This window comes from Micromonospora palomenae (genome assembly GCF_007829925.1).
GTDB lineage: Bacteria > Actinomycetota > Actinomycetes > Mycobacteriales > Micromonosporaceae > Micromonospora > Micromonospora purpureochromogenes.
In genome coordinates, this window is sequence record NZ_VIXA01000002.1 from 61,875 (window position 1) to 87,817 (window position 25,943).

At 74.3% G+C, this 25,943-nt stretch carries 23 protein-coding genes; 7 read left to right on the forward strand and 16 right to left on the reverse strand.

From position 1 onward, the window contains the following. Positions 1–22: 22 nt before the first annotated feature. On the reverse strand, positions 23–1,345 hold the full coding sequence (locus FHX75_RS11215; RefSeq protein ID WP_154939133.1) for a hypothetical protein: 1,323 nt from the start codon (positions 1,343–1,345) through the stop codon (positions 23–25). Positions 1,346–1,842: 497 nt separating this feature from the next. On the opposite strand from FHX75_RS11215, the gene FHX75_RS11220 reads away from it, so the two are divergent. After that, a complete protein-coding gene (locus tag FHX75_RS11220) occupies positions 1,843–2,802 on the forward strand; it encodes an endonuclease/exonuclease/phosphatase family protein (protein ID WP_170285357.1) in 960 nt (319 codons plus the stop codon). Between the two features lie 87 nt (positions 2,803–2,889). On the opposite strand, the gene FHX75_RS11225 is transcribed toward FHX75_RS11220, so the two are convergent. From FHX75_RS11225 to folE, 3 genes are all read right to left on the reverse strand, one after another. Then, positions 2,890–4,230, reverse strand: coding sequence for a nicotinate phosphoribosyltransferase (locus tag FHX75_RS11225; RefSeq protein WP_154939137.1), 1,341 nt, complete (start codon positions 4,228–4,230; stop codon positions 2,890–2,892). A gap of 138 nt (positions 4,231–4,368) precedes the next feature. After that, positions 4,369–5,604 carry an NAD(P)/FAD-dependent oxidoreductase gene (locus tag FHX75_RS11230; protein ID WP_154939139.1) on the reverse strand — a complete coding sequence of 412 codons (1,236 nt, stop codon included), beginning with the start codon at positions 5,602–5,604 and terminating at the stop codon, positions 4,369–4,371. A 21-nt stretch (positions 5,605–5,625) separates the two neighbouring features. Further along, complete coding sequence (folE, locus tag FHX75_RS11235; RefSeq protein WP_246157957.1) at positions 5,626–6,225, reverse strand: GTP cyclohydrolase I FolE; 600 nt, start codon at positions 6,223–6,225, stop codon at positions 5,626–5,628. A gap of 137 nt (positions 6,226–6,362) precedes the next feature. Between folE and FHX75_RS11240 the strand changes: the two genes are divergently transcribed. Beyond that, positions 6,363–7,013: a helix-turn-helix transcriptional regulator gene (locus FHX75_RS11240; protein WP_154939143.1), complete on the forward strand. Its 651-nt coding sequence runs from the start codon at positions 6,363–6,365 to the stop codon at positions 7,011–7,013. Between the two features lie 33 nt (positions 7,014–7,046). On the opposite strand, the gene FHX75_RS11245 is transcribed toward FHX75_RS11240, so the two are convergent. The 4 genes from FHX75_RS11245 to FHX75_RS11260 form a co-directional block, all read right to left on the reverse strand. Beyond that, the gene (locus FHX75_RS11245) at positions 7,047–7,928 is read right to left on the reverse strand and encodes an SCO6745 family protein (protein WP_246157959.1); all 882 of its coding nucleotides are present in this window, start codon (positions 7,926–7,928) and stop codon (positions 7,047–7,049) included. A 49-nt stretch (positions 7,929–7,977) separates the two neighbouring features. Beyond that, positions 7,978–9,504, reverse strand: a complete 1,527-nt coding sequence (locus FHX75_RS11250) for a long-chain-fatty-acid--CoA ligase (RefSeq protein WP_154939147.1) — start codon at positions 9,502–9,504, stop codon at positions 7,978–7,980. 156 nt (positions 9,505–9,660) lie between these two features. Further along, positions 9,661–10,539, reverse strand: coding sequence for a LysR family transcriptional regulator (locus FHX75_RS11255; RefSeq protein ID WP_154939149.1), 879 nt, complete (start codon positions 10,537–10,539; stop codon positions 9,661–9,663). Then, positions 10,536–11,420: a LysR family transcriptional regulator gene (locus FHX75_RS11260; RefSeq protein ID WP_154939151.1), complete on the reverse strand. Its 885-nt coding sequence runs from the start codon at positions 11,418–11,420 to the stop codon at positions 10,536–10,538. The genes FHX75_RS11255 and FHX75_RS11260 overlap by 4 nt, the downstream gene beginning before the upstream one ends. A 137-nt stretch (positions 11,421–11,557) precedes the next feature. Here FHX75_RS11260 and FHX75_RS11265 point away from each other — a divergent pair, with 137 nt between their 5' ends. After that, positions 11,558–11,926: a VOC family protein gene (locus FHX75_RS11265; RefSeq protein ID WP_154939153.1), complete on the forward strand. Its 369-nt coding sequence runs from the start codon at positions 11,558–11,560 to the stop codon at positions 11,924–11,926. Positions 11,927–11,970: 44 nt separating this feature from the next. On the opposite strand, the gene FHX75_RS11270 is transcribed toward FHX75_RS11265, so the two are convergent. The 3 genes from FHX75_RS11270 to FHX75_RS11280 are packed head-to-tail and all read right to left on the reverse strand — an operon-like array spanning position 11,971 to position 14,388. Continuing rightward, positions 11,971–13,131, reverse strand: a complete 1,161-nt coding sequence (locus FHX75_RS11270) for an aminoglycoside phosphotransferase family protein (RefSeq protein WP_154939155.1) — start codon at positions 13,129–13,131, stop codon at positions 11,971–11,973. 42 nt (positions 13,132–13,173) lie between these two features. Beyond that, the gene (gene yidD / locus FHX75_RS11275) at positions 13,174–13,560 is read right to left on the reverse strand and encodes a membrane protein insertion efficiency factor YidD (protein ID WP_425463489.1); all 387 of its coding nucleotides are present in this window, start codon (positions 13,558–13,560) and stop codon (positions 13,174–13,176) included. Between the two features lie 39 nt (positions 13,561–13,599). Beyond that, entirely contained in the window at positions 13,600–14,388 is a 789-nt protein-coding gene (locus FHX75_RS11280) for a PPOX class F420-dependent oxidoreductase (RefSeq protein WP_154939159.1), read from the reverse strand. A 59-nt stretch (positions 14,389–14,447) separates the two neighbouring features. Here FHX75_RS11280 and FHX75_RS11285 point away from each other — a divergent pair, with 59 nt between their 5' ends. Continuing rightward, entirely contained in the window at positions 14,448–14,867 is a 420-nt protein-coding gene (locus FHX75_RS11285; protein WP_154939161.1) for a VOC family protein, read from the forward strand. Here the strand turns inward: FHX75_RS11285 and FHX75_RS11290 are convergent. Both FHX75_RS11290 and FHX75_RS11295 read right to left on the reverse strand, forming a co-directional pair. Continuing rightward, positions 14,860–15,972, reverse strand: a complete 1,113-nt coding sequence (locus FHX75_RS11290) for a hypothetical protein (RefSeq protein ID WP_154939163.1) — start codon at positions 15,970–15,972, stop codon at positions 14,860–14,862. The genes FHX75_RS11285 and FHX75_RS11290 overlap by 8 nt on opposite strands. 171 nt (positions 15,973–16,143) lie before the next feature. Next, a complete protein-coding gene (locus FHX75_RS11295; RefSeq protein ID WP_154939165.1) occupies positions 16,144–17,283 on the reverse strand; it encodes a hypothetical protein in 1,140 nt (379 codons plus the stop codon). A gap of 194 nt (positions 17,284–17,477) precedes the next feature. Here FHX75_RS11295 and FHX75_RS11300 point away from each other — a divergent pair, with 194 nt between their 5' ends. The 3 genes from FHX75_RS11300 to FHX75_RS11310 all read left to right on the forward strand — a co-directional run bounded on the left by FHX75_RS11300 (position 17,478) and on the right by FHX75_RS11310 (position 21,999). Then, positions 17,478–19,016 (forward strand): gluconokinase, encoded by a 1,539-nt coding sequence (locus FHX75_RS11300; protein ID WP_246157961.1) that lies wholly within the window; start codon positions 17,478–17,480, stop codon positions 19,014–19,016. Positions 19,017–19,064: 48 nt separating this feature from the next. Then, entirely contained in the window at positions 19,065–20,585 is a 1,521-nt protein-coding gene (locus tag FHX75_RS11305; RefSeq protein ID WP_154939169.1) for a GntP family permease, read from the forward strand. Positions 20,586–20,745: 160 nt separating this feature from the next. Continuing rightward, positions 20,746–21,999 (forward strand): serine hydrolase, encoded by a 1,254-nt coding sequence (locus FHX75_RS11310; RefSeq protein WP_154939171.1) that lies wholly within the window; start codon positions 20,746–20,748, stop codon positions 21,997–21,999. Between the two features lie 82 nt (positions 22,000–22,081). Here the strand turns inward: FHX75_RS11310 and FHX75_RS11315 are convergent, their stop codons facing one another. The 3 genes from FHX75_RS11315 to FHX75_RS11325 all read right to left on the reverse strand — a co-directional run bounded on the left by FHX75_RS11315 (position 22,082) and on the right by FHX75_RS11325 (position 25,654). Continuing rightward, positions 22,082–22,366, reverse strand: a complete 285-nt coding sequence (locus FHX75_RS11315; RefSeq protein ID WP_154939173.1) for a putative quinol monooxygenase — start codon at positions 22,364–22,366, stop codon at positions 22,082–22,084. 85 nt (positions 22,367–22,451) lie between these two features. Further along, positions 22,452–23,210 carry a MerR family transcriptional regulator gene (locus tag FHX75_RS11320; RefSeq protein ID WP_154939175.1) on the reverse strand — a complete coding sequence of 253 codons (759 nt, stop codon included), beginning with the start codon at positions 23,208–23,210 and terminating at the stop codon, positions 22,452–22,454. Positions 23,211–23,374: 164 nt separating this feature from the next. Next, positions 23,375–25,654 (reverse strand): putative bifunctional diguanylate cyclase/phosphodiesterase, encoded by a 2,280-nt coding sequence (locus FHX75_RS11325; protein ID WP_211364448.1) that lies wholly within the window; start codon positions 25,652–25,654, stop codon positions 23,375–23,377. Positions 25,655–25,943 lie beyond the last annotated feature (289 nt).

A 25,943-nucleotide genomic window follows, 5' to 3' on the forward strand; every position in this document is an offset into this window, starting at 1 on the left:
TCGACCAGCACCACCGCCGCGGTCAGACATAGCCCGGGCGTCGGGTGCCGCCGTGGTCGGCGCACGGCCCGCCCGGTACGCCGGTCATGCTGATCAGGCCGTCCTCGCACTGCACCAGGTAGCCCCTGCCGTCCCAGAAGGTGTCCACGCAGTCGAACCAGTCGCAGACGTCCGCGGCCGGCTCGTAGATGTAGGAGCCGCCGCAGTAGTTGTAGCCGTACGGGTTCTCCGGTGCGCCGCAGAGGTCCACCGGAGTCGGGCTCGGCGAGCCGGTGGACGGGCTCGGGCGGCCGCCGGTGCTGCTGGCCGACGGCTGCCCCGAGGGGCTGGTCGGCGCGGCGCCACCGTTCGGGCCCGGTCCGGGCGAGGTGCCCGGCCCGACACTGGGCCCCGGTGCCGTACCGGTGTCGGGCGCGGTGGTGGCGTCCGGCCGCGGAGCCGCGCTGGGCTCGGTGGAGCTGAGCGGCCCCTCGACGGCGGTGGACGGCGAGGGTTCATCGGGGTCGGTCGAGGCCGCGCCGGGGCGGCCGTCGATGTTCATCCCGACCACCGGCCGGTCCCCCGTGGACCAGCGGACCGTGCCCACGACCCCCGCCAGGGCCACCAGCACCGCGACGGCCGCGACCAGGGCCGGACGGGCGAGGCGGGCGACGGCCGGGGCCTCGGCGGGGGTGGCCGGTGTCGGTGCCGCCGGTTGGGTACGCCAGTGCGCCACCACCGCCTCGTCAAGCCGGTCCAGGAGCGCGTCCCGCTCCCCGACGGCGTCGGCGTACGCGACGGTGAGTCGCAGCCGGAAGGCGGACGCGGCCGCCGGCGGCACCCGTACTCCCCGGATCCGGCCCGGGCCGTGCTCGTGCAGCAGGGTGAACGGCTCCTCCGGATGGTGTGCCACCCCGGTGAGCTGCGGGTACGGCCACTCCCGGACCCCGTGGCGTCCGATGAGGATCAGCCGCCGGTCGGTGACCACCGCCAGGCCGGCGTCGACCACCGCGATGCTCTTCGTCCGCCCGGGTGACCGGACCGGGTCCCCCACGGGAACGACGGCCAGCTCCGGCGCGGGCAGGCCGGCGGTGTGCCGAGCCGTCACCTCGAGAAGTTCGGCCCCGGCCTGCACAGTGGCCACGACCTCGTCGTGGTCGAGGGCCACCGGCAGCCCCACCGGCGTCTCCGCCCGCTGTTCGGGTTCCTCGGCCCGCGCGCAGAACTCCCGTAGTTCGATGTCGCGTCGCCGCCACGCCTCGACCGCAGCCTCGTACGCCGTGCGCCGCCGCTCGTTCTCTCGGGTGGCCCAACGGGCCCGCCAGCCCACAGCCGTCGCGTGCGTCGCCACCGGGTCGCCTCTCATCGTGAAGGGGTTCCGCGTCCACCCGGTACAACCGCGCGCGACGGCGCAGGACACGCCGTAGCCGTCGACCGGTTCGGCTGGTTCCGTGGGGGCTGATTCGTGAAGGTGCCGCCGCCCCACATCCACAGCGCCCTGCTCGACGCGGAGGCCGGCGTCGTCGTCGGGTACCCGTAACGGTTGGCGGGTGGGACCGAACCGCCGATATCCACCGCTGTCCCCGCCCGGCGCGCGGCGATACGGTGCACGCACCGCCTCGGGCCGCGCCCCGCCGACAGGTCGCGACGCCGCCTTACGCGTCCCCATCCGCACCACCGGATCGATCTCACGTCCGACGCCGGCGTAGTCGCCGGGAGAGAGGATCGAAGAGGATGCTCCCGACACCCACCACCTCCCGCTGGCGAGCGGCGAGAGTCACCGTTGCCGCCGCCATCGCACTGGTCAGCCTCGGCATTTTCGGCGCGCCCGTTCATGCCCAGGGACAGTCCAAAGTCACCGTGATGACCCGGAACCTCTATCTGGGTGGCGATCTGACGCCGTCCATCGGCGCGCCGACACCCGGGGCGTTCCTGGCCGCGAACGCCGCGCTGTTCAGCCACGTCGGCCTGGTCGACTTTCCGGCCCGGGCGAAGCTGCTCGCTCGGGAGATCACCGAGAACAAGCCGGATCTGGTCGGGCTGCAGGAGGTCGCCCTGTGGCGCACCGGCACGTTCGCTGACCCCGCACCCGCCACCGAGATCCGGTACGACTACCTGGCGCTGCTCATGGGCGAGTTGAGCCGTTCCGGCCACGCGTACGACGTCGCCGTCGTACAGGCCGAGGCGGATCTGGAGGCGCCGGCGGGCGCGCCGCACTTCCTCGACGTACGGCTCACGATGCGCGACGTGATCCTGGTCCGCCACGGCGGTCGGGTGAAGGTGACCGACTCCTCGTCCGGCACCTTCGCCAACAACCTCACCTTCACCCTCGCGGCAACGGGCGGGACCGTGACCAGCACCCGCGGTTGGACCGCGGTGGACGTGGTGCACGGGCAACGTCCGTTCCGGTTCGTGAACACCCACCTGGAGGCCTTCCACCCCGGTGTCCGGGTGCTGCAGGCGCGCGAACTGCTGGCCGGGCCGCTGGCCACCGCGCCGGGTGACGTCATCCTCGCCGGTGATCTCAACACGGGCCCCGACCTGCCCGTCGCCGAGAACCGGCTCGCCTACGCCGCGCTGGTGGCCGGCGGGATGCGGGACACGTGGGAGATCCTCCACCCGGATGAGCCCGGCTACACCGCGGGTCTGGGCGACGACCTGAACCAGCCCGCCGACGCCGTGGAACACCGGATCGACATGGTCCTGTTCCGGGGGGAGGTCGTACCCGTCTCGAGCCTCATCTTCGGCAACGAGCGGCAGACCCCCGACGGCCGGTGGGCCTCGGACCACCTCGGCTACCTGGCCGTGCTGGCCCTGCGGTAACCCCGGACGCTGCCCCCGGGCTGGCGCCGACGCGCCAGCCCGGAGCAGCCACCGGCGCAGAGCGGCACAGCGTGAGCGGCCCGGCTGTCAGTAGGTCCCGCCCCGTGCCACCTGCGCGGCCACCCGCTCGTGCAGCGCGGCGAGGGCCGGGCTGACGGCGGCGGTGAGCGGCGCCGGGTCCGCCAGCCGGCGCGCCGGCTCGGGCAGCCAGGCGAGGTCGGCGTCGAACCGGCCGCGCGCGGCGCGTACCTCACCGGCCGGGTCGGCGGCGGCCAGGCGACGGCCGCCGCGCATGACCGGCACGAGCAGCGGCTCGCGGTCGCCGGGTGGGGGTTCGTCGCGCAGCCCCACCACGTCGCCGTTGGCACCGGTGGGATCGCGGAAGACCTGCTTGGGACCGGGCAGGGTGGCCTTGCCGGGCGACAGCTTGAGCACCGGCCGGTCCCCGACGGCCACCAGCTTGTAGGCGCTGTCCAGGGACGGCGCGTCGAAGGAGACGCCCATGCGGGTGCCGACGCCGTACGCGTCGATCGGTGCGCCCGCGGCGACGAGCGCCGCGATGGCGTCCTCGTCGAGGCTGCCGCTGGCCACGATCTGGGCCTGGGCCAGCCCGGCGTCGTCGAGGATCGCGCGGGTCTGCCCGGCCAGCGCGGCGAGATCTCCCGAGTCGAGCCGCACGCCCACCGGGCCGGTCAGGCCCAGCTCTGCGATGACCTCGACGGCGGCGCGCACTCCGGCGGGCGTGTCGTAGGTGTCGACGAGGAACACCGGGTTCGTGGGGAAGTCGGTCGCGAACGCGCGGAACGCGGCGCGCTCGTCGGGGAACGCCTCGACGTACGAGTGGGCCATGGTCCCGGACGGCAGCAGTCCGTAGCGTCGAGCGGCCTCGACGTCGCTGGTCGCGGCGAAGCCGGCGATCGCGGACGCCCGCGCCACGGCCGCGCCGGCCTCGATGCCGTGCGTGCGGCGGAACGCGAAGTCGACCAACTGCGCGTCGCCGGCGGCGAGGCGGCATCGGGCAGCCTTGCTGGCCACCGTGGTGTGGAAGGTGATCAGGTTGAGCACGCCGGTCTCCACCAGCTGCGCCTCGGCGATCGGCGCGGTGACCTCCAGCAGCGGTTCGTCGGCGAACACCACGCGGCCCTCGGGTACGGCCCAGACGTCACCGGTGAACCGCAGCCCCGCGAGCGCTGCCAGCGTCGCTTCGTCGAGCCCGACGGTGTCGCGCAGGTAGCCGAGTTCGCCATCGTCGAACGCGAAGCCTTCCAGGAACGCCAGCGCCTCGGCCAGCCCGGCGGCCACCAGGAAGCCACGCTGCGGCGGTAGGCGGCGGACGAACAGGCTGAAGGTGGCGCGCTCCACCATGTCCCGGCGCAGGTAGCTGGCCGCCATCCGCAGCTCGTACAGGTCGGTACGCAACCCGGTCATGGGTCCTCCATCGGCACGGGCACCGCGACCACCCTGTCTGGTGAAATGTGTCGGGCGCGGGTACCCCTTCGGGCCGCTGATACACCTACGGCGTGGCTCCCTCCCGCGACCCGTCCCGACCAGTTCGCCGGGGTCCGCTCACCCCTGACGGATCAGGCTGTCGAGGGCGACGGTGGGATCGGCCAGGCGGTCGAGGTCGACGTGCTGCCGGGAGCGGATCAGCTGCCGGATCGGGCCGGTCACCTCCCAGACGTTGACGTTCATGCCCGCCAGCACCCGCCCCTGCGCGGTCCAGAACGCGATGAACTCGCCGCTGGTGAGCTCGCCGCGGACGACGACCCGGTCGTAGGAGCCGGGCGGGGCGTGGCCGGTGTACTCCATGCCCAGTTCGTACTGGTCGGTGTAGAAGTAGGGCAGCCGGTCGTAGCTGACGGCCTGACCGAGCATCCCCCGGGCGGCGGCGGGCCCGGAGTGCAGGGCGTTTGCCCAGTGCTCGACCCGTACCCGGGTGCCCAGCAGCGGGTGGTGGGCGTTGGCCAGGTCGCCGGCGGCCCAGATGTCCGGGTCGCTGGTACGCAGGGTGTCGTCGACGAGGACGCCGTTGTCGACGGCGAGGCCGGCCTCTTCGGCGAGTTCGGTGTTGGGCTGGACGCCGACGCCGACGACCACGAGGTCGGCGGGCAGGACGGTGCCGTCGGCGAGCAGTACCGCGGTGACCCGGTTGGCCCCCTGGAACTCGTGGACCTGGGCGCCGAAGTGGAAGGTGACCCCGTGGGCGCGGTGCAGGTCGGCGAAGACGGTGGCGAGTTGGTCGCCGAGGACGCGCTGCAGGGGCAGGTCGGCGGTCTCGACGACGGTGACGGTGGCGCCGCGGGTGCGCGCGGCGGCGGCGACTTCCAGGCCGATCCAGCCGGCGCCGACGATGACGACGTTCGCCCCGTCGACGAGGGCGTCGGAGATGCGGTCGCTGTCGGCGAGGGTACGCAGCCGCAGCACACCGTCGAGGTGCGCGCCGGGAATCGGCAGGGCCCGGGCCCGTGACCCGGTGGCCAGCAGCAGCCTGTCGTAGTGGAAGCGCTGCCCGTCGGCCGCCGTGACCTGCCGGGACCGGCGGTCGAGGGCGGTGACGCGGGTGTCGGTACGCAGGTCGACGTCGTGGTTGGCGTACCAGCCGGCGTCGTGCACGTGGACGCTGTCGCGCTCGGTGGTGCGCAGCAGCAGGCCCTTGGACAGTGCCGGCCGTTCGTACGGGCGCTCGGTCTCTTCGCCGAGCAGGACGATCCTGCCGTCGAATCCCTCCTCGCGGAGCATCTGCGCGGCTCTGGCTCCGGCCAGCCCGGCCCCGACGATCACGAACGGACGCTGCTGGGTCACGGATTCTCCTAGCGGGACGTGTCAGGCGTGAGCGCCGACTCCGGTGAGGGTGAAGAACTCGGCGCGGGAGCGCGAGTCGTCGCGTAGCGCGCCGAGCAGCGTGGAGGTGATGGTGGTGGCGCCGACCGCCCGCACTCCACGCAGGGTCATGCACAGGTGCTGCGCCTCGACGACCACCCCGACGCCTCTCGGGCGCAGATGGGCGGTGAGCCAGTCGGCGATCTGCTTGGTCAGCCGTTCCTGGACCTGCGGGCCGTGGGCGAAGAGTTCCGCCACTCGGGCGAGTTTGGACAGCCCGAGGATCCGCTCGCCGGGCAGGTACCCGACGTGGGCGACGCCGATGAACGGCAGCAGGTGGTGCTCGCACACCGAGCGGATCGGGATGGCCCGGGCGACGACGAGCTCGTCGTAGCCCTCGTCGTTGTCGAAGGTGGTGAGCCGGAACTCGCGCGGAGTGAGCAGTTCGGCGTAGGCGCGGGCCATCCGGCCCGGCGTTTCGGCCAGCCCGTTGGCGTCGAGGTTCACGCCGAGTGCCGTCAGGAACGCGGCCGCGGCCTGTTCGGCGGCGACCAGGTCCTTTGTGGCTGGCCGCCGGTCGACCTGTAGCGGACTGAGGGCCACCTCTACTCCCATCGACGGGCGGTGGGTGGTTCCATGTCGACCACCCACCCGTTTTCGCCAACCAACGTTGTCGTTATTCATGCTGTACCCCGGGCGGAAGAATTTCAATAGCCGGCGCTGGTGATAATCTCGGTGGGATGCCGGACCGATGGACAGCCGTCGCCGCGCTCGCCGATCCGTCCCGGCGGGCGCTGTACGACCACGTGCGCCACCAGGACCACCCCGTCACCCGGGAGGAGGCCGCCGACGCCGCCGGGATCTCCCGCGGACTGGCCGCCTTCCACCTCGACAAGCTCGTCGACGCCGGCCTGCTGCGGGCCCGCTATCAGGCCCCATCCGACCAGCCGAGAGGGCGGGGCCGCAGCCCCAAGGTGTACGAGCCGGCGGGGGACGGTCTCGCCGTCACGGTCCCGGAACGCCGCTACGAACTGATCGCCGAGATCCTCGCCGACGCGGTCGTCGACGACCCGGCCCACGCCGACGACGCCGCGCGTCGGCTCGCCGGGCAGCGCGGCCGCAGCCTGGGCGCCGGACTGGCCGAGGACGGGTGCGACGTCCTGTCGGCCCTGGGCGGCCTCGGATTCGAGCCGCGGCCCGACGCGCAGCGGCGGGTGCTGCTGCACAACTGCCCGTTCCACGCCCTGGCCACCCGGCACACCGCACTGGTGTGCGGGCTGAACCACGCCTTCCTCACCGGCCTGCTCGACGGGCTCGGCGCCGCCGATGTCGAGGCCCGCCTGGCCCCCCGCCCCGGTGCCTGCTGCGTGGAGTTGAACCTGCCGTCATGAGTACTCGCTCCACCGCACCGGCGGCCGCGGTCATCACCCGCTGGGCGTGGCCTTCAGATCCAGCAGCCCGGCGTCGACGACGGCGCGGCTGAGCGGCCGCGCCGCTTCCGCGAGCCGCACACACCCGTCCTCGCCGAGCACCCGGTAGGCGGGTTCGGCGAGAGCGTCGGTCCGGTCCTCGACCGACTGACGCAACTCCCGGCCGGCGTCGGTGAGCGCCAGGTCGTCGGCGTCACCGTCGGCCAGCAGGCCGCGGGACCGCAGGTCGTCCACTGCCGCGGCCCACTCGTCGCCGGTCCAGCCGCGACTGCGACGCAGGAACCGCACCGGTACGTCACCGGTGGCGGCGTGCAGCACGAGCGCGTCGAGGCCGGTGATGCCGGCGACGACGAGGGCGTTCACGTGCCCGTCGCCGCGGAACTCGCGCAGCAGCGTCTGCGCGTGCCAGAGCACGAGGTGCGGCTCGTCCGGCCACGGCAGCGCCGCGTGGGCGGCGAACAGCGAGCGCCCGGGCAGCTGCTCGCACGCCGACTCGGCGGCCCGGCGGGCCAGCCCGGCCGCCTCGGCGACGGCATCGGCTGCGTCCTCCAGAGCCGAGAAGGCCCGGCTCAGGGCCGCGTCCGCGGCGTCCAGGCGGGCGCGGAGCACGGCCGGCGGGTCTGCCCGCTCCCACGCGGCGGGCAGCGCCGCGCGTACCAGTGCGGGCTTGAAGTTGAAGAACGTCGCGATGACCGGCTCGGCCGGTACCGCGCCGAACGCGGCCGACCGGGACGCGAAGTAGCCCGTCAGGCCGTCCAGGCCCAGCGCGTCGTACCGCTCCCGCGCCTCGGGGGCGAAATAGATCATGGCGTGGATCGGTTCGGCGCGGCGCCACGCGGCGCGGGCGACCGCGGGGTCGAGGGGGGATCGGACCACTGCAACTCCTCGCATCACTGTTCGACGACGGTCACGTGCGGGTCTCGGGTCAGGGCGTCCGGTCCTGCGCGAAGCGCCACCGTAGCTCCCGCTTGAGGACCTTCATGCTCGGGCCCAACGGGAACTCGTCGACGAACTCCACCCGCCGCGGGTACTTGTGGCGGCCCACGTGCTCGCGCGCCCATTCGATGATTTCGTCGGCGGTCACCTCCGCCGCCGGGATGACCACCGCGCACACCTCTTCGCCGTGCGTCGGATGGGGTACGCCGACCACCGCCACCTGCCCGATCGCCGGGTGGCGCAGCAGCGCCTCCTCGACCTCGCGGGGATAGACGTTGAATCCGCCCCGGATGATGAGGTCCGTCTTCCGGTCGACGATCGTGACGAACCCGGCCTCGTCCCGCATACCGAGGTCGCCCGTGCGGAACCAGCCGTTCCGGAGGACCTCCGCGGTCGCCCGTGGCTGGCCAAGGTAACCGGCGAAGACGTTGTGCCCACGGATGACGATCTCGCCGATCTCGCCCGGCGGGAGCAGTTCGACGCGGTCCTCCCGGTCGGCGCGGGCCACCTCGACGTCGACACCCCAGATGGGGCAGCCGACGCTGCCCGGCCGCGTGCCGAAGGTCGGCTGGTTGGTGGTGGCCACCGGTGAGGTCTCGGAGAGCCCGTAGCCTTCGTAGACGGTCGTCGTGAACGTCGCCGCGACCTCGTCCAGCACGCTGGGCGGCAGCGACGCGCCGCCGGAGACGCACAGCCGCAGCGACGGGCGCGGTGCGCCCCTGCGGGCCGCGTCGAGCAGCGCGATGTACATGGTGGGCACGCCGAGGAACGCCGTCACGCCGTGCGCGACCATCAGCTCCAACGCCTGGGCCGGGTCGAAGCGCGGCTGGAGCACGAGCGTGGCGGCGGCGCGGAACGCGGTGTTCATCGCGGCGGTCTGCCCGAAGCTGTGGAACAGCGGCAGGCAGCCGAGCAGCACGTCGTCGCGGCGTACCCCGAGGTCGTCGAAGGCGTTGACGGTGGCGTTCATCGTCAGGTTGAAATGGGTCAGCACCGCGCCCTTCGGTCGACCCGTGGTGCCGCTGGTGTAGAGCACCACGGCGGGGTAGTCCGGCGCGGTCGGCACCAGCCCGGGCTGCGGCGCCAGCCGGGCGGCCGCCGCGACCAGCGAGTCCGGATCGGCCGGGTCCAGTGGGACCGCCGGCACGCCGGCCAGCTCCGCCGCCTTCGCGGCCGTCGCCGGATCACCGCCGCCGTGCACCAGGGCGCGGGCGTGGCTGTCACGCAGGACGAACGCCACCTCCTCGGCGGTCAACAGCAGGTGGATCGGCACCACGACCGCGCCGAGCGAGAGGATCGCGTAGTAGGCGCGCGGGAAGTCCGGGACGTTCGCGGCCATGAGCGCGACATGGTCACCGGGGCGTACCCCCCGCTCGGCCAGCGCCGCCGCGTAGCCCCGGGTCTGCGCCCACAGCTCCGCGTACGTGACGCGTTCGTCGCCGCAGACGATCGCGGGATGCGCGGGTCGGCGGCGGGCGGACTCGGCCAGGACGGTAGCCAGCGACAGTTGGGCCATGGTTCCTCGCTGTCGAAGGGGACGGGCGGCGTCACGGACCGGACGCGGGTGGGGTCCACTGATCGAAGACCGGCGGGCCGGCGAAAGCAAAGACGAGCCGTCACCCGCCCCATAGGCGGCAACTATGGCCGGCGCGCTCCACTGTGTGGGGCCGGCCTACTCCGGCCCGGGCAGCAGCTCCAGCAGGGCCTGGGCGGCCGGCGACAGCCGCCCGGACCGATGGACCAGCGCGAACCGGCAGACCACCGGTGGGTCCAGCGCCCGCACGACGGCCCCGCCGCGGGCCGCCTCGTCGGCGTACCACCGGGTCAGGAACGCGGCGCCGGCCTGGGCCAGGACCATGGGTACAACGGCCTCGCGGTGCCGGGTCACCGCCGCGCGACGCATCCGCACACCGGCCGTGCCGAGCGCGGCCAGGACCGTCGCGCGCAGCGCGCTGTGCCCCTGAATGTCGATCACCGGGGTGTCCTGGAGCGCCCGCAGCGGCAACGGCCCGTCGGGCGCGGGCGTGCCGGGCGGCAGCACCGCCCACACCTGCTGTGCGCCCAGTTCCCGCACGGGCAGCCGGAGGTCGGGGATGGGCAGGTACGTCAGGGCCAGCTCGCAGCTTCCGTCGCGGACGAGCCGGGCCAGGTCCTCGTCGTCGCGGGGCTCCAGCACGCGCACCGCGATGCCGGGGAAGCGTCGCCGCAGGGTGGCGATCGCCGGGGTGAGCGGGTCGACGGTCAGTGCGGCGTGCGCGGCGATGTCGAGCCGTCCGGTGCGCAGGTTCACCACGTCGGCGACGGCGGCCCGGGCGGCGGTGGCGTCCTGAAGGACCTGCCGGGCCGGGGCGACCAGCGCCTCGCCGCCGACGGTGAGGACCAGGCCGCGCCCGGTGCGGTGGAACAGCTCGATGCCGAGTTCGCGTTCCAGCCCCCGGATCGCCTGGGACAGGGACGGCTGGGCGATGCGGATGGCCGCGGCCGCGCGGGTGACGCCGCCGTGGTCGACGACGGCGAGGAAGTACTCCAGCTGGCGCAGGTCGACCGTCATCGCCCCGCCCGGCACCTGGCGCGGGCGTGTGCAACGAACGCGCGGGCAGCCGGCGACAGAGGACCGGGCCGGTGCACCAGCCCGTACGCCTGCCGCAGCGGCGGATCGACCGGGCGCACGACGGCGCCGAGCGAGGCGGCCGAGTGCGCGGTCTCCCGCACCAGGAAGGCGGCGCCGGCACCGCCGAGGACGAGCGGCGCGAGCGCCTCCGGGTGCGCCACCTCGACCACGAGCCGGGTGCGGACGCCCTGATCGCGCAGCGCCCGCTCGACGTCGTCCCGCTGCCAGTTCCCGCGCGGCACCCCGAGGACGTCGGCGCCGTGCAGCCGGGCCAGCGGAACGGCATCACCCGGGCCGACGTCGGTGCCGGGCGGGAACGCCAGCCACAGCTCCTGTACGCCGAGTTCGACGACGTGCAGCCCGAGGTGCGGCAGGGGCAGGTGGGTCAGGCCGAGCTCGCTGTGCCCGTCCCGGACGAGGATGTGCAGGCCGTCGTCGGTCTCCGGCTCGTCGATGTGGACGACGATGTGCGGATTTTCGCGCCGGAAGGAGCCGACCAGGGACGCTCCCGGGTAGGCCGCCAGCACGGGCACGGCGACCAGGTCGAGGGCGGGCGTGGCTCGGGCGTGCGACCCCACCGCCTCGCGGGCGGCGGTGATGCCGCGCAGCATCTGGCGGGCCGGGCCGACGAAGGCCCTGCCCGCGTAGGAGAGCACCAACCCGTGTGGGACCCGGTGGAACAGCTCGGTGCCGAGTTCGCGCTCGAGCGCGCGCACCGACTGCGACAGCGTCGGCTGGGCGACGTCGAGCGCCGAGGCCGCCCGACTGAAGCCACCGTGCTCGGCTACCGCGAGGAAGTAGGAGACCTGCCTGACGTCCAATGCGTTCCCGATGACTCAGCTAGGGCCCGGTCAGCACGGATGTTACCGGTAGGTTCTGCCCGAGCCGCCAGGCGTGGCGGCAGAGTGTCGTAGCGCGGTTTTAGCCTGCCCCGGACCCGACGCCGCAGGAGGCACCCATGCTCGACCACCTGTCCATCCAGGCCCGTGACGTGGCGGCCAGCGCCGCCTTCTACGACGCCGTCCTGACCCCGCTCGGCGGTCGCCGGGTGATGGAGTTCGGCCCGGTCATCGGGTACGGCACCGACAGCCCCGACTTCTGGCTCGGCCCGGTGAACACCGGCGGTGAGGCGCGCGAGGCGCACATCGCGTTCACCGCGCCGGACCGGGCGGCCGTGCAGGCGTTCCACGACGCCGCGGTCGCCGCCGGCGCCGAGGTGCTGCACGCGCCCCGACTGTGGCCGGAGTACCACCCGACCTACTTCGGCGCGTTCGTGCGCGACCCGGACGGCAACAACGTCGAGGCCGTCTGCCACGCCCCCGAGTGACGAGGCCGGCGTCCTAGCCGGGATCCCGCCTGGATCTCGACGGCTCATCCCCGCCCGAGGAGGCTGGCGGCCTGCGCCAGCCAGTGCGGCACGTCGGCGTCGTGGTACACCCGCTCGCTCGGCTCGATCGCGGCGAGGAAGGCCGCGTACACGGCCGCCGACCGCACCGCCGCGACCGGCCGCAGCAGCTCCACGGCCCGTTCCGGCTCGCAGCCGGGCACGTCGGCCCGCCACCGGGCGCACCACGCGGCCACCAGCGCGTCCGAGGCGTCGGCCGGAAGCCCGATGGTCAGTACCAGGATGTCGAAGGCCGGGTGCCCGACGAACGAATCGCCCCAGTCGATGATGACCCGCCGGTCACCGTCGCTCCGGACGTTGCCGGGGTGCAGGTCGCCGTGCACCAGGGTGTCCGGCACGCCGCACCGCCGGGCCTGCGCCAGCCGCTCCTCCAGCCCATCCAGCACGACGTCGGCGTGGTGCGGGGCGAGCGCGGCGCGGATCCAGCGGGCCAGGGCGCCGCCGCGCAGGTCGGGCACCCCCGCCGCCACCAGGTCGTCGACGAGGGGCAGCGCGCGCATCTGAAGGACGTGCTGGTCGGCGGCGATGGCGGCGCGTTCGGCGGGGTCCGCCCCGTAGCGGTCCTCCCCCGGCACGTGGTCGAGCAGCATCCGCCCGTCGTCGTCCGCGGCGAGCAGCGGCGGCACCAGGCCGGGCGTGACCGCGCCGAGCCAGCGCAGCACCGCCGCCTCGTGCCGGAAGAAGCCGGGAACCTGCTTGAGCCAGACCGGGCCGTGTGGACCGTCGAGCCGCCAGATCGCCGACAGGTTCCAGGTGCGCCGCTGCGCCACCTCCTTCGCCGGCCGGCCGAGGCGGTCGAGGGCGGCGGTGGCCCACCCGACGGTGGCGGCCGGTCCGCCCGGCTCGGCGTAGGGCGCGCGCAGCGGGTGCGGCGGGAGTTCCAGGTCCACCGGTCGCAGCGGTACGGCGGGTGGGGCGGCCACCTCGGCCAGGTACGTCACCGCGCCGCCGATCCCTGGGCGGTCGCTGACGCAGGAGAGCAGCCGCAGCACCGCGACCTCGACGGGCGCCCCGCAGACGACGGCGTCGACCTCCTGCCACCAGGGCGTCGGCACCTCGTACGGAGGCAGTGCCCCGAGCAGCCGGCCGGCGGGGTCGACCAGGACGAGGGTCACGGTGCGGGTCACGGTCGCCGACCGTAGCGCCGGGGCGGGGTCAGCAGCGAGCGGTTATCGCACCGGGTCGTGGGTGCCCCGCGGCACTCCGGGCCTGCACCGGCGCAGCCGGTCCGCCGCCATCCGCCCGCCGACCGCCAGGCCGTACCGCTCGACGGCGGTGAGGCCGTACGCGCTGCACGTCGGGGTGAACCGGCACTGGCCCGGCCAGCGGTGCGACAGCCAGCGCCGGTAGCCGAGGATGGCCGCCCGACCGGCCCGGTCCACCACCGGCGCCCGGCTGACCCGAGCGGTGGTCGCGCCGAGGGTGAGCAGAAAGGAGAAGAGCCCGAGGTCGCAGCAGTTCGGACCGTCGCACTCGCAGGCGTCGCAGCCGGCGTAGGCCCAGTCGCGCTTCTTCTTGCTCTTGGCGGTGCGCCGACCCCACAGTTTGTTGATCACGCCGTACATGGTGCGGCAGTCCCGCCACCCGGGTGCTGGTCAGGCCGGTCGGTCCGGCGGCGTGGTGAGGGCGAAGTGGACGGTACGGCCGGTGCGCCGCCGCCCCAGGCGGTGCGCCAGCGGCACGAGCACGCCGTGCAGCACGGGGTACTTGCCGACCAGCAGCCCGGCGGCGAGCCGCTCCTCGTCGCCGGTGAGCCGACGCGCGGTGGCCCCGACGGCAGGGCCGGTCGGTCGGCCGCGAGCGGTGCACGGGGCGACGGTGACCCTGGGGCCGTTGCGGACGCGCCGGGTCTTGCCGGCCCGCTCGAAGCTGCGCACGTACGCCCGGTCGCCGTCGACGGCGATGCTCACCGCCGTGCCGACCGGGGTGCCGTCGCGGCGGAAGCTGGTCAGCAGCACGGTCTTCTGTCGGGTGAACGGCGCCCACCCCGGTGCCGCGCCGACCTCGACCGCGCCGAGCACGCCGCCGAGTTCGCGCCACCGGGCCACCAGCGCCGCCGCCGCCAGCGCGGCGGAGAGCCCGACCAGCCAGGTCTGGCCGGCGCTGCCGCCGAGGTGCCGGTCGGCGAGGTGGGTGCCGGTGTGCGCGAGCGCCCCAGCGAGGTAGCCGGCCAGGGCGACCGCCGGCGCGTCGGCCCAGATCGCGGCGAGCAGCAGGGTCACCCCGATGCCCAGCTGAAACGCGCCGACGTCGTGGACGAAGTGGTGGCTGCCGGGAAAGTCGACCGCCTCGGCGAAACCGTCCGGTCGGCGCAGCGCCCACCCTCCGACCACCAGTGCGGTCAACCCGAGCAGGGCGCAGGCGGCCCGGACGAAGCTCCTCATGCCGACCTGACGGAACGCCGTAGGAGAACGTGACGGTCCCCGGCGGTACGGTCCGGGGCATGGAACAGCGGATCAGCCTGATCACCCTCGGCGTCGCCGACCTCCCGCGCGCCCGGGAGTTCTACGAGCGCCTCGGCTGGCGGGGCCAGGAGGTCGAGGAGACCGTCTTCTTCCAGGCCGGTGGCCTCGCCCTGGTGTTGTGGGGCCGGGACAAGCTGGCCGCCGACGCGGGCGTGCCGGACACCGGCCCGGGCAGCCTGACGCTGGCGCAGAACGTCCGTACCCGCGCCGAGGTCGACGCGGTGCTGGCCACCGCGGAGCGGGCCGGCGCGCGGATCACCCGCCCGGCGGCGGAGACCTTCTACGGCGGCTACGCCGGCTTCTTCACCGACCCCGACGGTCACGTCTGGGAGATCGCCTGGAACCCGGGCTTCCCGCTCGCCGACGACGGCACGCTCACCCTGCCCGACTTCAGCTGAACACGGTGCGCCGCACGCCCCGGTGCCCGGCGCAGGCGTCGCGCCGCCCACCGGTGAGGCTGACCGCGCCGTCCTTGCACTGCACCAGGTAGCCGCGCCCCGCCCAGAAGTTCTGCGCGCAGTCGAAGAAGTCGCAGATCCGGTGGTCGGGCCGGCGGACGCGCTTGCCGCCGCAGAAGTCGTACCCCATGGGGTTGGTCGGGGCGCCGCAGCGCCGCTCGCCCGACGGTGCGGGTGCGGCCGGCGAGCGGCGGGGCTTCGGCGCGGCGGACGGCGAGGGCGCGACGGCGCGGGGCGCGGCCACCGTGGCGGCGACGGCGACGTCGGAGCCGGGGCTGACCGGTGGGTCGGACTCGAAGAGGACCGCGGGCACGACCAGGGCGAGCGCGGCGGCGACGGCGACGGTGCGCCGGCCGCCGGGGATGCGCCCGGCGAGCCGGGCCTGCCCGGGGGTGGCGATCGCCGGCCGGAAGGGCCGGGTCTGCTCGTGTTCGGCGATCAGCTCGTCGAGCTGCGCGATCACCGCCGCGCGCTGCTCGATGGCGTCGGCGAAGGCCAGGGTGAGGGTGAACCGGAACTCGGCCGCCGCCGTGGGCGGCACCAGCAGGCCGCAGGTGCGCCGCCGGTCGAGGACCTGGATCAGCGACACCGGGGCCGCCGGGTCGTGGGACAGGCCGGTCATCTTCCCGTACGCCCAGTCGCGCCGGCCGCGCCCGCCGAGCAGCACCAGCCGGCGGTTGGTGATCACGGCCACGCCGGCGTCGGTGGCCCGGACGCCGTCGGGGAGCCGGTGGCGCAGCGGCGCCGGCAGCGGCTCGACGGTCAGGTCGGGTGCGGGCAGCACCGTGGTGTGCCGGACCTCGACCAGTTGCGCGGCGGGCAGCGCCCAGAAGACCACCTCGCCGGGGGCGAGTTCCAGGGGCAGGCCGTGGCCGGCCGCGACCGAGCCGCGCAGGTCGACGGCGAGGGTACGCAGTCGCCGCAGCTCGTCGTCGCGCTGTCGCCACGCGCGCTCGGCTTCGCGGTATGCCCGCTGCCGGCGCTCGTTCTGCTTGCGCGCCCAGGTGTAACGCCAGGTGGAACCCGTCGAATCAGTATCTGCCACGCCGACTCCTTCGCCGCGCGAGCCACCAACCGGGGTGTCATCCGGATCAACGGTGGCGGCGAGTCCGGCGGACACGCCGAAGCGCGCGAACCACCCGATCGGGGGACCAATCCGGACGATTGGCGGATGCGCTGCGTCGATTCACGTTCGGCGTCGGGACGGCGGCGCGGGTCACCCTGCCCTGAACCGGCGCAGCCGATCGGCGGCCATGGCGACCGCCTGCGCCGCGCCCACCAGGCAGGGGGCGAGGATCCGCCGGCCGTGTTCCCGGACGGCGGCGCCGTCCGGGTGCCCGGGGAGCCATTGCTCCGGCTCGCCGATGGTCAGCTCGGCCCGACCGCCGGGCAACCCCACCGCGCCCTCCGGCAGTCCGCCGAGCCGCTCCAGGTGGCCGGGCGAGAGAAGCTGGTGCCACATGGCGTCGGGTACCAGGACGTCGGCCAGTGGCGCGACGTCCGGTCGCGACGGTCCGCGGTCGATTCGCGGCACCCAGTCGTGCCGCAGCACCAGGCGGGTGTCCGGCTCGGCGTCGACACCCGCCCAGACCAGCAGCTCGGCGTGGGCGCGGACGCTGTCGCGCAGCTGCCGCATCCGGCGGGTCAGCTCGGCCCGGTCATCCGGTGCCGGTGCCACGGTCAGGGTCGCCGCGGGCAGCCCGTTGCCGTGGGCGGCACCGACGCTCGCCGCCACCAGGCCGGTGGCGGGGCCGCCGGCCACCAGGGTCACCGTGGTCGCGCCGCCCGGTGTGGTGAGCACGGCCTCCGCCACCGGGCGCAGGGACCGCGCCGGCACCGGTGTCCGCACCCCGAGGACGACGGCGGCGAGGTCGGCCGTCGGATTCCGGGCGGCGTGCAGCCAGTCGACCGCGACGTCGAGCAGCGGCACCGGCGGTCGGGACGGCGCGGGCCCGAACGGCGCCCCGACCGGTCCGGCCAGGTAGGCCCGCGCCGCCGTCCCGAAGCCCGCCAACTCGTCGAGCTCCGCGGGCTCCGCCAGCGAGATCACGGCATCGCGTACGCCGCCGTCGCCCAGGTGCTCGGCGAGCAGCCGCGGGACGGCGAGCACCTGCTCGTCCGGGAGGGAACCGAAGTCGACCAGGAGGAGCTGCGCCCCCGGCAGGGGCACCGGCGGCGGGAGGAACGCGACGCCCTCCGGCTGCCCGTCCGGGCCGGTGCCGGTCAGCCGCAGCAGCGCCTGACGTAGCGCCGCCACGGCCGAGGGGAGCTGGCCGTCGTCGGACCGGACCTCGATCAGCAGGCTCTGCGACTCCCGCAGCTCCCGGTCGATCTCGGGCAGTACGACGACGGCCATCAACGTTCCCTTCTCCGGCGTGATCAGACTGGCACGGGCACCCGGATGGTCGGCGCGATCACCTCGTCACCGCCGTTGAGCCAGTCCCGTCCGGGATCATCTCGTGCGCCATGCGGGGTGCCCGAACCGTCGGTAACGTCAGCCCCAGCCGGACGGCGACGGGGCCACCCGGCATCGTGGCGCGGAGGTGGGCCGTGAGCGACAGGGTCGTGCTCGGCGTCGACATCGGCACCACCAGCACCAAGGTGGTCGCCTACGACACCGAAGGCGAGCAGCTCGGCCACCATTCCGTGGGCTATCCGCTGGACGAGCCGCACCCGGGCTGGGCGGAACAGGATCCGTCGACCATCTTCGACGCGGTCGTCGAGTGCGTCCGTACCGTGGCCGGTGAGCTGCCCGGGCCGGTGGCGGGCCTGTCGTTCAGCACCGCCATGCACAGCCTGATCGGCCTGGACGCCGAGGGCGTCCCGTTGACCCCGTCGGTGACCTGGGCGGATTCCCGGTCCAGCGCGCAGGCCGAGCGGTTGCGGGCCGCCCCGCCGGGGCTGGCGCTGCACCGGCGTACCGGCACGCCGGTGCACCCGATGGCGCCGCTGCCGAAGCTGGTCTGGTTCGCCGAGCAGGAGCCGATGATCTTCCAGCGGGTCGCGCACTGGGTCGGCATCAAGGACTACGTGCTGCTGCGCCTGACCGACGCGCTGGTGACCGACCACTCGGTGGCCTCGGCCACCGGGCTGATGGACATCCACCACCTCGTCTGGGACGCGGAGGCGCTGGGCATCGCCGGCATCGTCGAGGAGCAGCTGCCGCAGCTGGTCTCGACCACCACGGTGCTGCCCGGCCTCACCGCCGAGGCGGCCGTGGCGACCGGGCTGCCCGCCGACACCCCGGTGGTGGTCGGCGCGGGCGACGGCCCGCTGGCCAACCTCGGCCTGGGGGCGGTCCGGCCGGGCGTGGTGGCCTGTTCGATCGGCACCTCCGGGGCGATGCGGGTGGCCGTGGAGCGGCCGGCCGTCGATCCGCTCGGCGGGGTGTTCTGCTACGCGCTGACCGAGGACCGCTGGGTGGTCGGCGGCGCGATCAACAACGGCGGCATCGTGCTCCAGTGGGCCGGCGACGCGCTGGCTCCGGAGCTGGGCGAGGACTCCGAGGAGGAGCTGCTGGCGCTGGCCGAGCGGGCACCGGTCGGCTCCGGTGGGCTGATCATGCTGCCGTACCTGCTCAGCGAGCGGGCGCCGCACTGGAGCGCGCTGCCGCGCGGAGCGTACGTCGGGCTGACCCACGGCCACCGCCGCGAGCATCTGGTCCGGGCGGCGCTGGAGGGGGTGTGCCAGCAGCTCGCCCTGGTGCTGGCCTCGGTGCGGGCGGCCGGCAACGAGGTACGCGAGATCCGGGCCAGCGGCGGCTTCGCGCGCAGCCCGCTGTGGCGGCAGATCCTCGCCGACGCGCTCGGCATGCCGGTGCGCTTCCCCGCCGTGCACGAGGGCTCCAGCTTCGGCGCGGCGCTGCTCGGCATGCAGGCGCTCGGGCTGATCCCGTCCATCGACGTCGCCGCCGACCTGGTGGAGATCGACGAGACGGTACGCCCCGATCCTTCCGCCGCCGCCACCTACGCCGCGCTGCTTCCGCTCTTCTCCGAGCTGTACGACGCGCTGGTCCCGACCTTCGCGTCGCTGCGACGGCTGGCCCCGAGCCTGCCGCCGGAGCCGTCACCCACCCCCGCACCCATGTGATCGCCCGTCCCGCGCGGGACCGGACGCCGTCCGAAGGTCGTGATTGCCGTGACCACTCTCCTCGCCGCACCGGCCGAGCTCACCGACGCCGGTGACGCCCAACTGATCGTCGCGGCCCTGCTGGGCATCGCTGCGGTGGTGCTCCTGATCGCCTGGGGCAAGGTCCACCCGTTCCTGTCGCTGATCCTCGGCGCGGCGGTGCTCGGCGTGGTCGCCGGCGTGGCCCCGGACAAGATCGTCACCTCGTTCAGCGGCGGCGTCGGCTCCACAGTGGGCGGGGTCGGCCTGCTGATCGCGCTCGGGGCCATGATCGGTGGCCTGCTCGCCGAGTCCGGCGGCGCGGACAGCATCGTCGAACGGGTGGTCGGCCGGGTCTCCGGCACGGCGCTGCCCTGGGCGATGGCCGGGGTCGCCGCCCTCATCGGGCTGCCGCTCTTCTTCGAGGTCGGCGTCGTGCTGCTGGTACCGATCGTGCTGCTGGTCTCGCTGCGCACCGACGTACCGCTGATGAAGATCGGCATCCCGGCGCTGGCCGGCCTGTCGGTGCTGCACGGCCTGGTGCCGCCGCACCCGGGCCCGCTGGTCGCGATCGACGCCCTCGGCGCCAACCTAGGCCAGACCCTCGCGCTGGGACTGCTGGTCGCCATCCCGACGGTGATCGTCGCCGGTCCGATCTTCGGCAACTTCATCGCCCGCTACGTGCCCGCCACCGCCCCGGAGGCGTTGCTGCCCACCCGGCGACCGGTCGCGCTCGCCGGCGGGCGGGGTCCGGCGGCCACCGGTCGCGGCCCGCTCGACGCCGACGGCGACCTGGTCACCGAGGACGACCTGGCCAACCCCGGCGCCGGCCGCCCGGGGCAGCCGATCGACGAGGCCGCCACCGAGCGGGTACGGGCGCGCCGCGCGCCGGCCCTGTGGGCCGCGGTCATCACCGTCCTGCTGCCGGTGGTGCTGATGCTGCTGCGGGCGATCGGCGAGCTGACCCTCGACGAGGGCACCGCCGGCCGCAAGGCGCTGGACATCGTCGGCACCCCGATCGTCGCGCTGCTCGCCGGCGTCATCTTCGCCATGATCTTCCTCGGCTACCGGACCGGTTTCAGCCGCTCGCAGGTCTCGGGCTTCCTCGGCGGGTCGCTGCCGCCGATCGCCGGCATCCTGCTGATCGTCGCCGCCGGTGGCGGTTTCAAGCAGGTGCTGGTCGACGCCGGCGTGGGGAACCTGGTCGCGGACGCGGCCGAGGGCGCGAACCTCTCGCCGCTGCTGCTGGGCTGGCTGGTGGCCGTCGGCATCCGGGTGGCGACCGGCTCGGCCACCGTCGCCACCATCACCGCCGCCGGCATCGTCGCGCCGCTGGCGGAGACCCTCCAGGGACCGGAGGTGGCGCTGCTGGCGCTGGCCATCGGCTGCGGGTCGCTGTTCTTCTCGCACGTCAACGACGCGGGCTTCTGGCTGGTCAAGGAGTACTTCGGACTGACGGTCGGACAGACCATCAAGAGCTGGTCGGTGATGGAGACGATCATCTCGGTGGTCGGCTTCCTCGGCGTCCTCGTCCTCGACCTCCTCCTGTAGCGGCCCACCGGGAAGTGATCAAGAGGTTTGCGTCGGGGAGGCGCCCTTCCCCGACGCAAACTTCTTGATCACCGAGGCGTGATCCGCGAGGGCCGCCCGGACGGGTGACGGGGCACTTCGGGGTGGCGGGGCGGGGGTGACCTTCGCTTACGGTGCGAAGGTGAACAGAACAGACAAGTGGGCCTCATCTTCCGCGCGGCGCGTACCCGGTTCGAAGCTGGTGGCGGTGCTGGTGGCGGCGGTGCTGGCGGTGGTCGGGGGGTCGGGTCCGGCCGTCGCGGACGGCGGGCCGGGGGCGGGGTCGCGGCCGCCGGCCAACCCGCTGGCCTGGCTGGCCTTTCCCGGCGGGGTCTTCTCGGTCGACGCGGCCGCGCGCACGGTCCGCTACCGAGCCTGCGACCGCGACACCGGCCGGGTCGCCGACCCGGGCATGCGGGTCACCGCCCGGTCCGCGAGCGGCCAGGTCACGATCGGCGGTACGAGCTACCGGTACGACATCCCGCTGGTCGGCCGGGCCGAGGGCGTGGTCGTGCTGTTCCGCCCCCACACCCGGCCCGACTGGCAGGTCGGCGAGGTGGTCACCGACCCGCTGCCGCCCACCGACCCGGCGGCCGGCCGGGCACTGCTCCCCCTCGCTGGGCAGCTCCGGCAGGTCGTCGACGCCGCCACCGCCAACCCGGCCGGCGTCACCGTCCGCGACCTCTCCGGCCGGTACGGCCAGCAGCAGGTCTCGGTCAACGGCACGCTGCGCCCGAAGGCGGCCAGCGTGATCAAGCTGTGGATCCTGGTGGAGCTGCTGCGCCGGGTGGACTGCGGGCAGGTGTCGCTGGACCAGGGCGTGCTGGTGACCGCCGCGGACGTGGTCGGCGGCACGGGCCAGTTGCAGTTCGAGCAGATCCCGCAGGTGGCGAGCCTGCACAAGCTCGCCGAATACATGATCGAGTACAGCGACAACACGGCCGCGAACGTGCTGATCGACCAGCTCGGCCGGTTCGCGCCGGTCAACGCGCTGATCGACTCGATGAACCAGCGGGAGACCATCCTCGCCCGCAAGATGCTCGACACCGAGGCCGCCGCCCGGGGCGAGGAGAACTACACCAGCCCGGACGACGTCGTCTCGCTGCTCGGCGCGGTGTGGGACGCCCGGATCCTCACCCGGGCCTCCCGCGACCTGATGATCGGATTCATGCGCGAGCAGACCCTGAACAGCAAGATCCCCGCCGCGCTGCCGCCCGGCACCCCGGTGGCGCACAAGACCGGCGACCTGCCGGACGCCTCGCACGACGTCGGCTACTACCTGGTCCCCGGCGCGGAGACGGCGGTCGCCTTCCTCACCGCCGGCCCGTACGACAGCGGCAGCGAAACCGTGCGTCGACTCGCCCGCACCGTCTACGACTACGTCGTCGGCCCGTGAGCCGGCGGGCGGCGGTCGGCGGCCCGTGACCCGACGGGCGGCGGTAGGTGAGCCAGTGAGCCCGCGGGCGGGCGGGCGGCGGTCAGGGGGCTTCGACGGCGGAGATGCGGTAGCGGTGCACCTCGGCGCCGAGGATCGCCGCCACCTGCTCCTCCGCCGGGCCGGAACCGCGGAAGGCGAGCAGTTGGTCGTCGGTGTCCCAGCGCTCGTAGACGTTGATCCGGCCCGGCTCCACCAGGTCGGCGCTGATCGCGAAGTCGATGCAGCCGGGCGCCGAGCGCGCCTGCCGGACGACCTCGGCGCAGGACGCCAGGTAGGCGTCCCGCCCGGCCGGGTCGACGTAGAGACTGCCCGCGACGATGAGCACGGTGACCTCCGGTGGTGTGGTGGGGCGGTCCGCCTGACAGGCACCAATATGCCCGCCAGGCGGCACCCGCACCGCCCACACCGGCTCAGGCGCGCGTGATCGCGTTGGCGTGGATCGCCTCGTTCAGGTACGCGGCCATCCCCGGCGCGATCGCCTCGTAGTGCGCGGTGAACCGCGGATCCGCCAGGTACATGTCGGCCAGCCCGGTGTGGATCTCGTAGGAGCAGTCGTAGAACCAGCGGCCGATCAGCTGCCGGTGCTCCTCGGCCAGCGCCATCGCCTCCGGCGAGTCCGCCGCCGCCCCGGACGCCATCACCTCGACGAACCGCCGCCCCCAGTCCTCGTTCTCGGCCTTGTTGCGCAGCCAGTCCTCCTTCGAGTAGCTGGCCGCCCGCCGGTTCGACTCCCGGTACGCGTCGGTGCCGCCCCAGCGCTGCTCCGCCTCCTCGGCGTGCGCGTCCGGGTCGAAGTCCCCGAAGACCTCGAACCGCTCCTCCGGGGTCAGATTGATGTTCATTCTTCTCGCCTCCATCGCGAGCTCGATCGCGGTGACCATCTCCTGGAGCTTCCCGATCCGCCCGCTGAGCAGCTCGTGCTGCCGGCGCAGGTGCGCCGCCGGGTCGGCGGTCGGGTCGTCGAGGATCGCCGCGATCTCCTCCAGCGGGAACCCCAGCTCCCGGTAGAACCGGATGTGCTGCAGGCGCTCCAGGTCCGCGTCGTCGTAGCGGCGGTAGCCCGCCGCGGTGCGTCCGCTGGGCGACAGCAGCCCGATCTCGTCGTAATGGTGCAGCGTCCGGACCGTCACCCGGGCCGCCTTCGCCACCTGACCCACCGTGTACGCCATGGTTTCCCTCCCTTCCGCGACCAAGGCTCCCGCCTGCCGTTGCGTGAGGGTCAAGCCCGATTCTGCGCGCCGCGTCACACCCTCGCCGGGGATCGGCGCGGCGGCACACCCGAACGCCCCCGGCCTCCGAGGGGGTGGAGCGGCCGGGGGCGTCCGGGGCGGGGTCAGACCGGGGCGGAGGCCGGGCGCAGGTCGGCCAGGCGGCCGGGGCGGCCGTAGCGGTAGCCCTGCCCGTGCACGCAGCCGATCGCGGTGACCGCCGCGTGCTGCTCCTCGGTCTCCACCCCCTCGGCCACCACCGCCAGGTCGAACGCGCCGGCCAGCCGGGTCACCATCTCCACCGTCGCGTACGCGCGGGTGTCGGTGTCGAGCCGGGAGACGAACGACCGATCGATCTTCAGCTCGGTGGCCGGGATGCGGTGCAGGTAGCTCAGCGACGAGTAGCCGGTGCCGAAGTCGTCGATGGCGATCCGGATGCCCAGCTCGCGCAGCTGGCCCAGCCGCTCCAGCACCGCCTCGCTGCCGTCGATCAGCGCCGACTCGGTCAGCTCCAGGGTCAGCGCGCGGGGGGCCAGCCCGGCGCTCGCGGTGGCCGCGGTGACGGTGGCGATCAGGTCCGGCCGGCGCAGGTGGGCGGCGGCGATGTTCACCGCCACGGTGGCCTCCGGCGCCCGTTCCCGCCAGGTCGCGGCGGCCCGGCAGGCCTCGTGGATCACCCAGCGGTCGATCGGCACGATCAGGCCGGTCTCCTCGGCCAGCGGCAGGAACGCGGCCGGCCCGAGCAGCCCCAGCCGGGGATGCCGCCAGCGGACCAGCGCCTCGGCGCTGCGGACCGCGCCGGTGGCCAGGTCGACGATCGGCTGGTAGTCGAGGTGCAGCTGCTGCTCGTCGACGGCCCGGCGCAGGTCGGCGATCAGCTCCGCCCGGGTCACCGCCGACTCGCGCAGCCCCGGCGTGCAGGTCCGGTACGCCGACTTCCCGGCGGCCTTGGCCGCGTACATCGCGATGTCGGCGTCGCGCAGCAGGTCGGTGTGGGAGGCGTGCTGCGGGCCGTACTCGGCGATGCCGATGCTGGCCGACGGGTGGATGCCGACGTCCTCCTCGCCCGCGGAGGGTTGCAGGGCGGCAAGCAGCCGCTCGGCGAGCCGTTCCGGCGCGACCGGGCGGTCCCCGTCGACCAGCACGGCGAACTCGTCCCCGCCGAGCCGGGCGATGGTGCCGTCGTCGCCGACCGCGTCCCGCATCCGGTCGGCGATGGTGGTCAGCAGGCTGTCCCCGGTGGCGTGCCCGAACCGGTCGTTGACCTGCTTGAACCCGTCCAGGTCGAGCAGCAGGACGGCGACCGGCGGCCCGTCGCGCAGCGCCCGGCGCAGCCGCCGGTTGAACATCAGCCGGTTGGGCAGGCCGGTGAGCTGGTCGGCGTAGGCGAGCCGGCGCAGCCGCGCCACCAGGCGGAGGTTCTCGTTGGCGGCCAGCCCCTGCCGCAGCGCCAGAGCGCCGAGCAGCGCCATCATGCCGATGAAGACCAGGTGCGGGGTCTGCCCGGTGGGGTGCCGGGCGAGCACCACCGCGATGATCGCCCCGCCCACCGGCAGGTACGGCAGGGCGACCCGCCACCAGGGTGGCAACGGCGACTCGATGCCCTCGTCGCCGCCCTCGCCGGCCGGCGGCGGCGGGTACGTGGTCGCCACGCCGATCAGCAGGTAGCTCAGCGGCCAGCAGACGTCGATCACGTGCCCGGGGGCGTAGGTGCCGTGCGCGACGAGCGAGACGTAGACCGCGTCGGCGCCGGCACGGGTGGCCAGGCTCGCGCCGATCAGGGTCAGCGGCCGCCAGATCGGGCGGGACGGGCCGGCCACCGCCACCAGGATGGTCAGCTGCATCAGGTCGAGCATCGGGTAGAGCAGGCCGAAGGTGCGCAGCGGATCGGCCAGGTCGGCGTCGGCGATGTCCTGGAACACCACCACCCAGCCGATCGGGATCAGGGCCAGCGCGACGATCACCCCGTCGAGCAGGGTGCGGGCCCGGCCCACCGCGCTGCGCGGGGCGGCGAGCGAGCAGAGCAGGGCCGTGGTGCCGGTGAGGATGCCGGCGGTGAAGATGGCACCGATCAGCGGGGTGTGCGGCAGGGTCTCGTTGCCGAGGCGCTGAACGGTCCACAGGGTACGGCCGGCGGCGGCGAGGGCCATGGTGACCGCCAGCAGCGTCCAGAACCGGCGCAGCGTCGCGGGATCACGGCGGGCCGCGCCGACGCAGGCGACGGCCGACCATCCGGCCACCGTGATCGCGCCGACGTCGCCGGCTAGGGCGGCGCCGGGCAGCGCGGCGGCCAGCCAGACCGCCTCGACGAGGACGACCAGCGCCGCGGCAACCGCGCCGACCCGCCGGGCGCGGGTCGAGCGGGGCGGCGCGACGGCCTCTCGGCGGGCGTCATCGGGCAGCACGATGGTCGCTCCGGCTCTCTCTCCTGTGCGCACCTCGACGGTGAGGACCGGTCACGGGCGGCGAACCATCGCAGCCTAGCCAGCACCGGGGCACCTCGCCAGGGCCGATGGACCCAGGGAGGACCGTCCGTCCAGGACGGTCAGACCGGCGCGACGGCGGGCGCGACGAGCTGTCCGGCCAAAAGGGACGCGGGGCGTCGCGGCGGTCAGCCGTCTGCCGGCCCGGGCCCGTGGACGGTGGCGGTGCCCGGGCGGAGCGCGTAAACGGTGGCGGTGCCCGGGCCGGGCG

Bases quoted from the DNA above. Each gene is read 5' to 3' on its own strand.
- FHX75_RS11215 (WP_154939133.1), bottom strand. From the start codon at position 1,345: ATGAGAGGCGACCCGGTGGCGACGCACGCGACGGCTGTGGGCTGGCGG.
- FHX75_RS11220 (WP_170285357.1), top strand. From the start codon at position 1,843: ATGACCCGGAACCTCTATCTGGGTGGCGATCTGACGCCGTCCATCGGC.
- FHX75_RS11225 (WP_154939137.1), bottom strand. From the start codon at position 4,230: ATGACCGGGTTGCGTACCGACCTGTACGAGCTGCGGATGGCGGCCAGC.
- FHX75_RS11240 (WP_154939143.1), top strand. From the start codon at position 6,363: ATGCCGGACCGATGGACAGCCGTCGCCGCGCTCGCCGATCCGTCCCGG.
- FHX75_RS11250 (WP_154939147.1), bottom strand. From the start codon at position 9,504: ATGGCCCAACTGTCGCTGGCTACCGTCCTGGCCGAGTCCGCCCGCCGC.
- FHX75_RS11255 (WP_154939149.1), bottom strand. From the start codon at position 10,539: ATGACGGTCGACCTGCGCCAGCTGGAGTACTTCCTCGCCGTCGTCGAC.
- FHX75_RS11265 (WP_154939153.1), top strand. From the start codon at position 11,558: ATGCTCGACCACCTGTCCATCCAGGCCCGTGACGTGGCGGCCAGCGCC.
- FHX75_RS11280 (WP_154939159.1), bottom strand. From the start codon at position 14,388: ATGAGGAGCTTCGTCCGGGCCGCCTGCGCCCTGCTCGGGTTGACCGCA.
- FHX75_RS11285 (WP_154939161.1), top strand. From the start codon at position 14,448: ATGGAACAGCGGATCAGCCTGATCACCCTCGGCGTCGCCGACCTCCCG.
- FHX75_RS11295 (WP_154939165.1), bottom strand. From the start codon at position 17,283: ATGGCCGTCGTCGTACTGCCCGAGATCGACCGGGAGCTGCGGGAGTCG.
- FHX75_RS11320 (WP_154939175.1), bottom strand. From the start codon at position 23,210: ATGGCGTACACGGTGGGTCAGGTGGCGAAGGCGGCCCGGGTGACGGTC.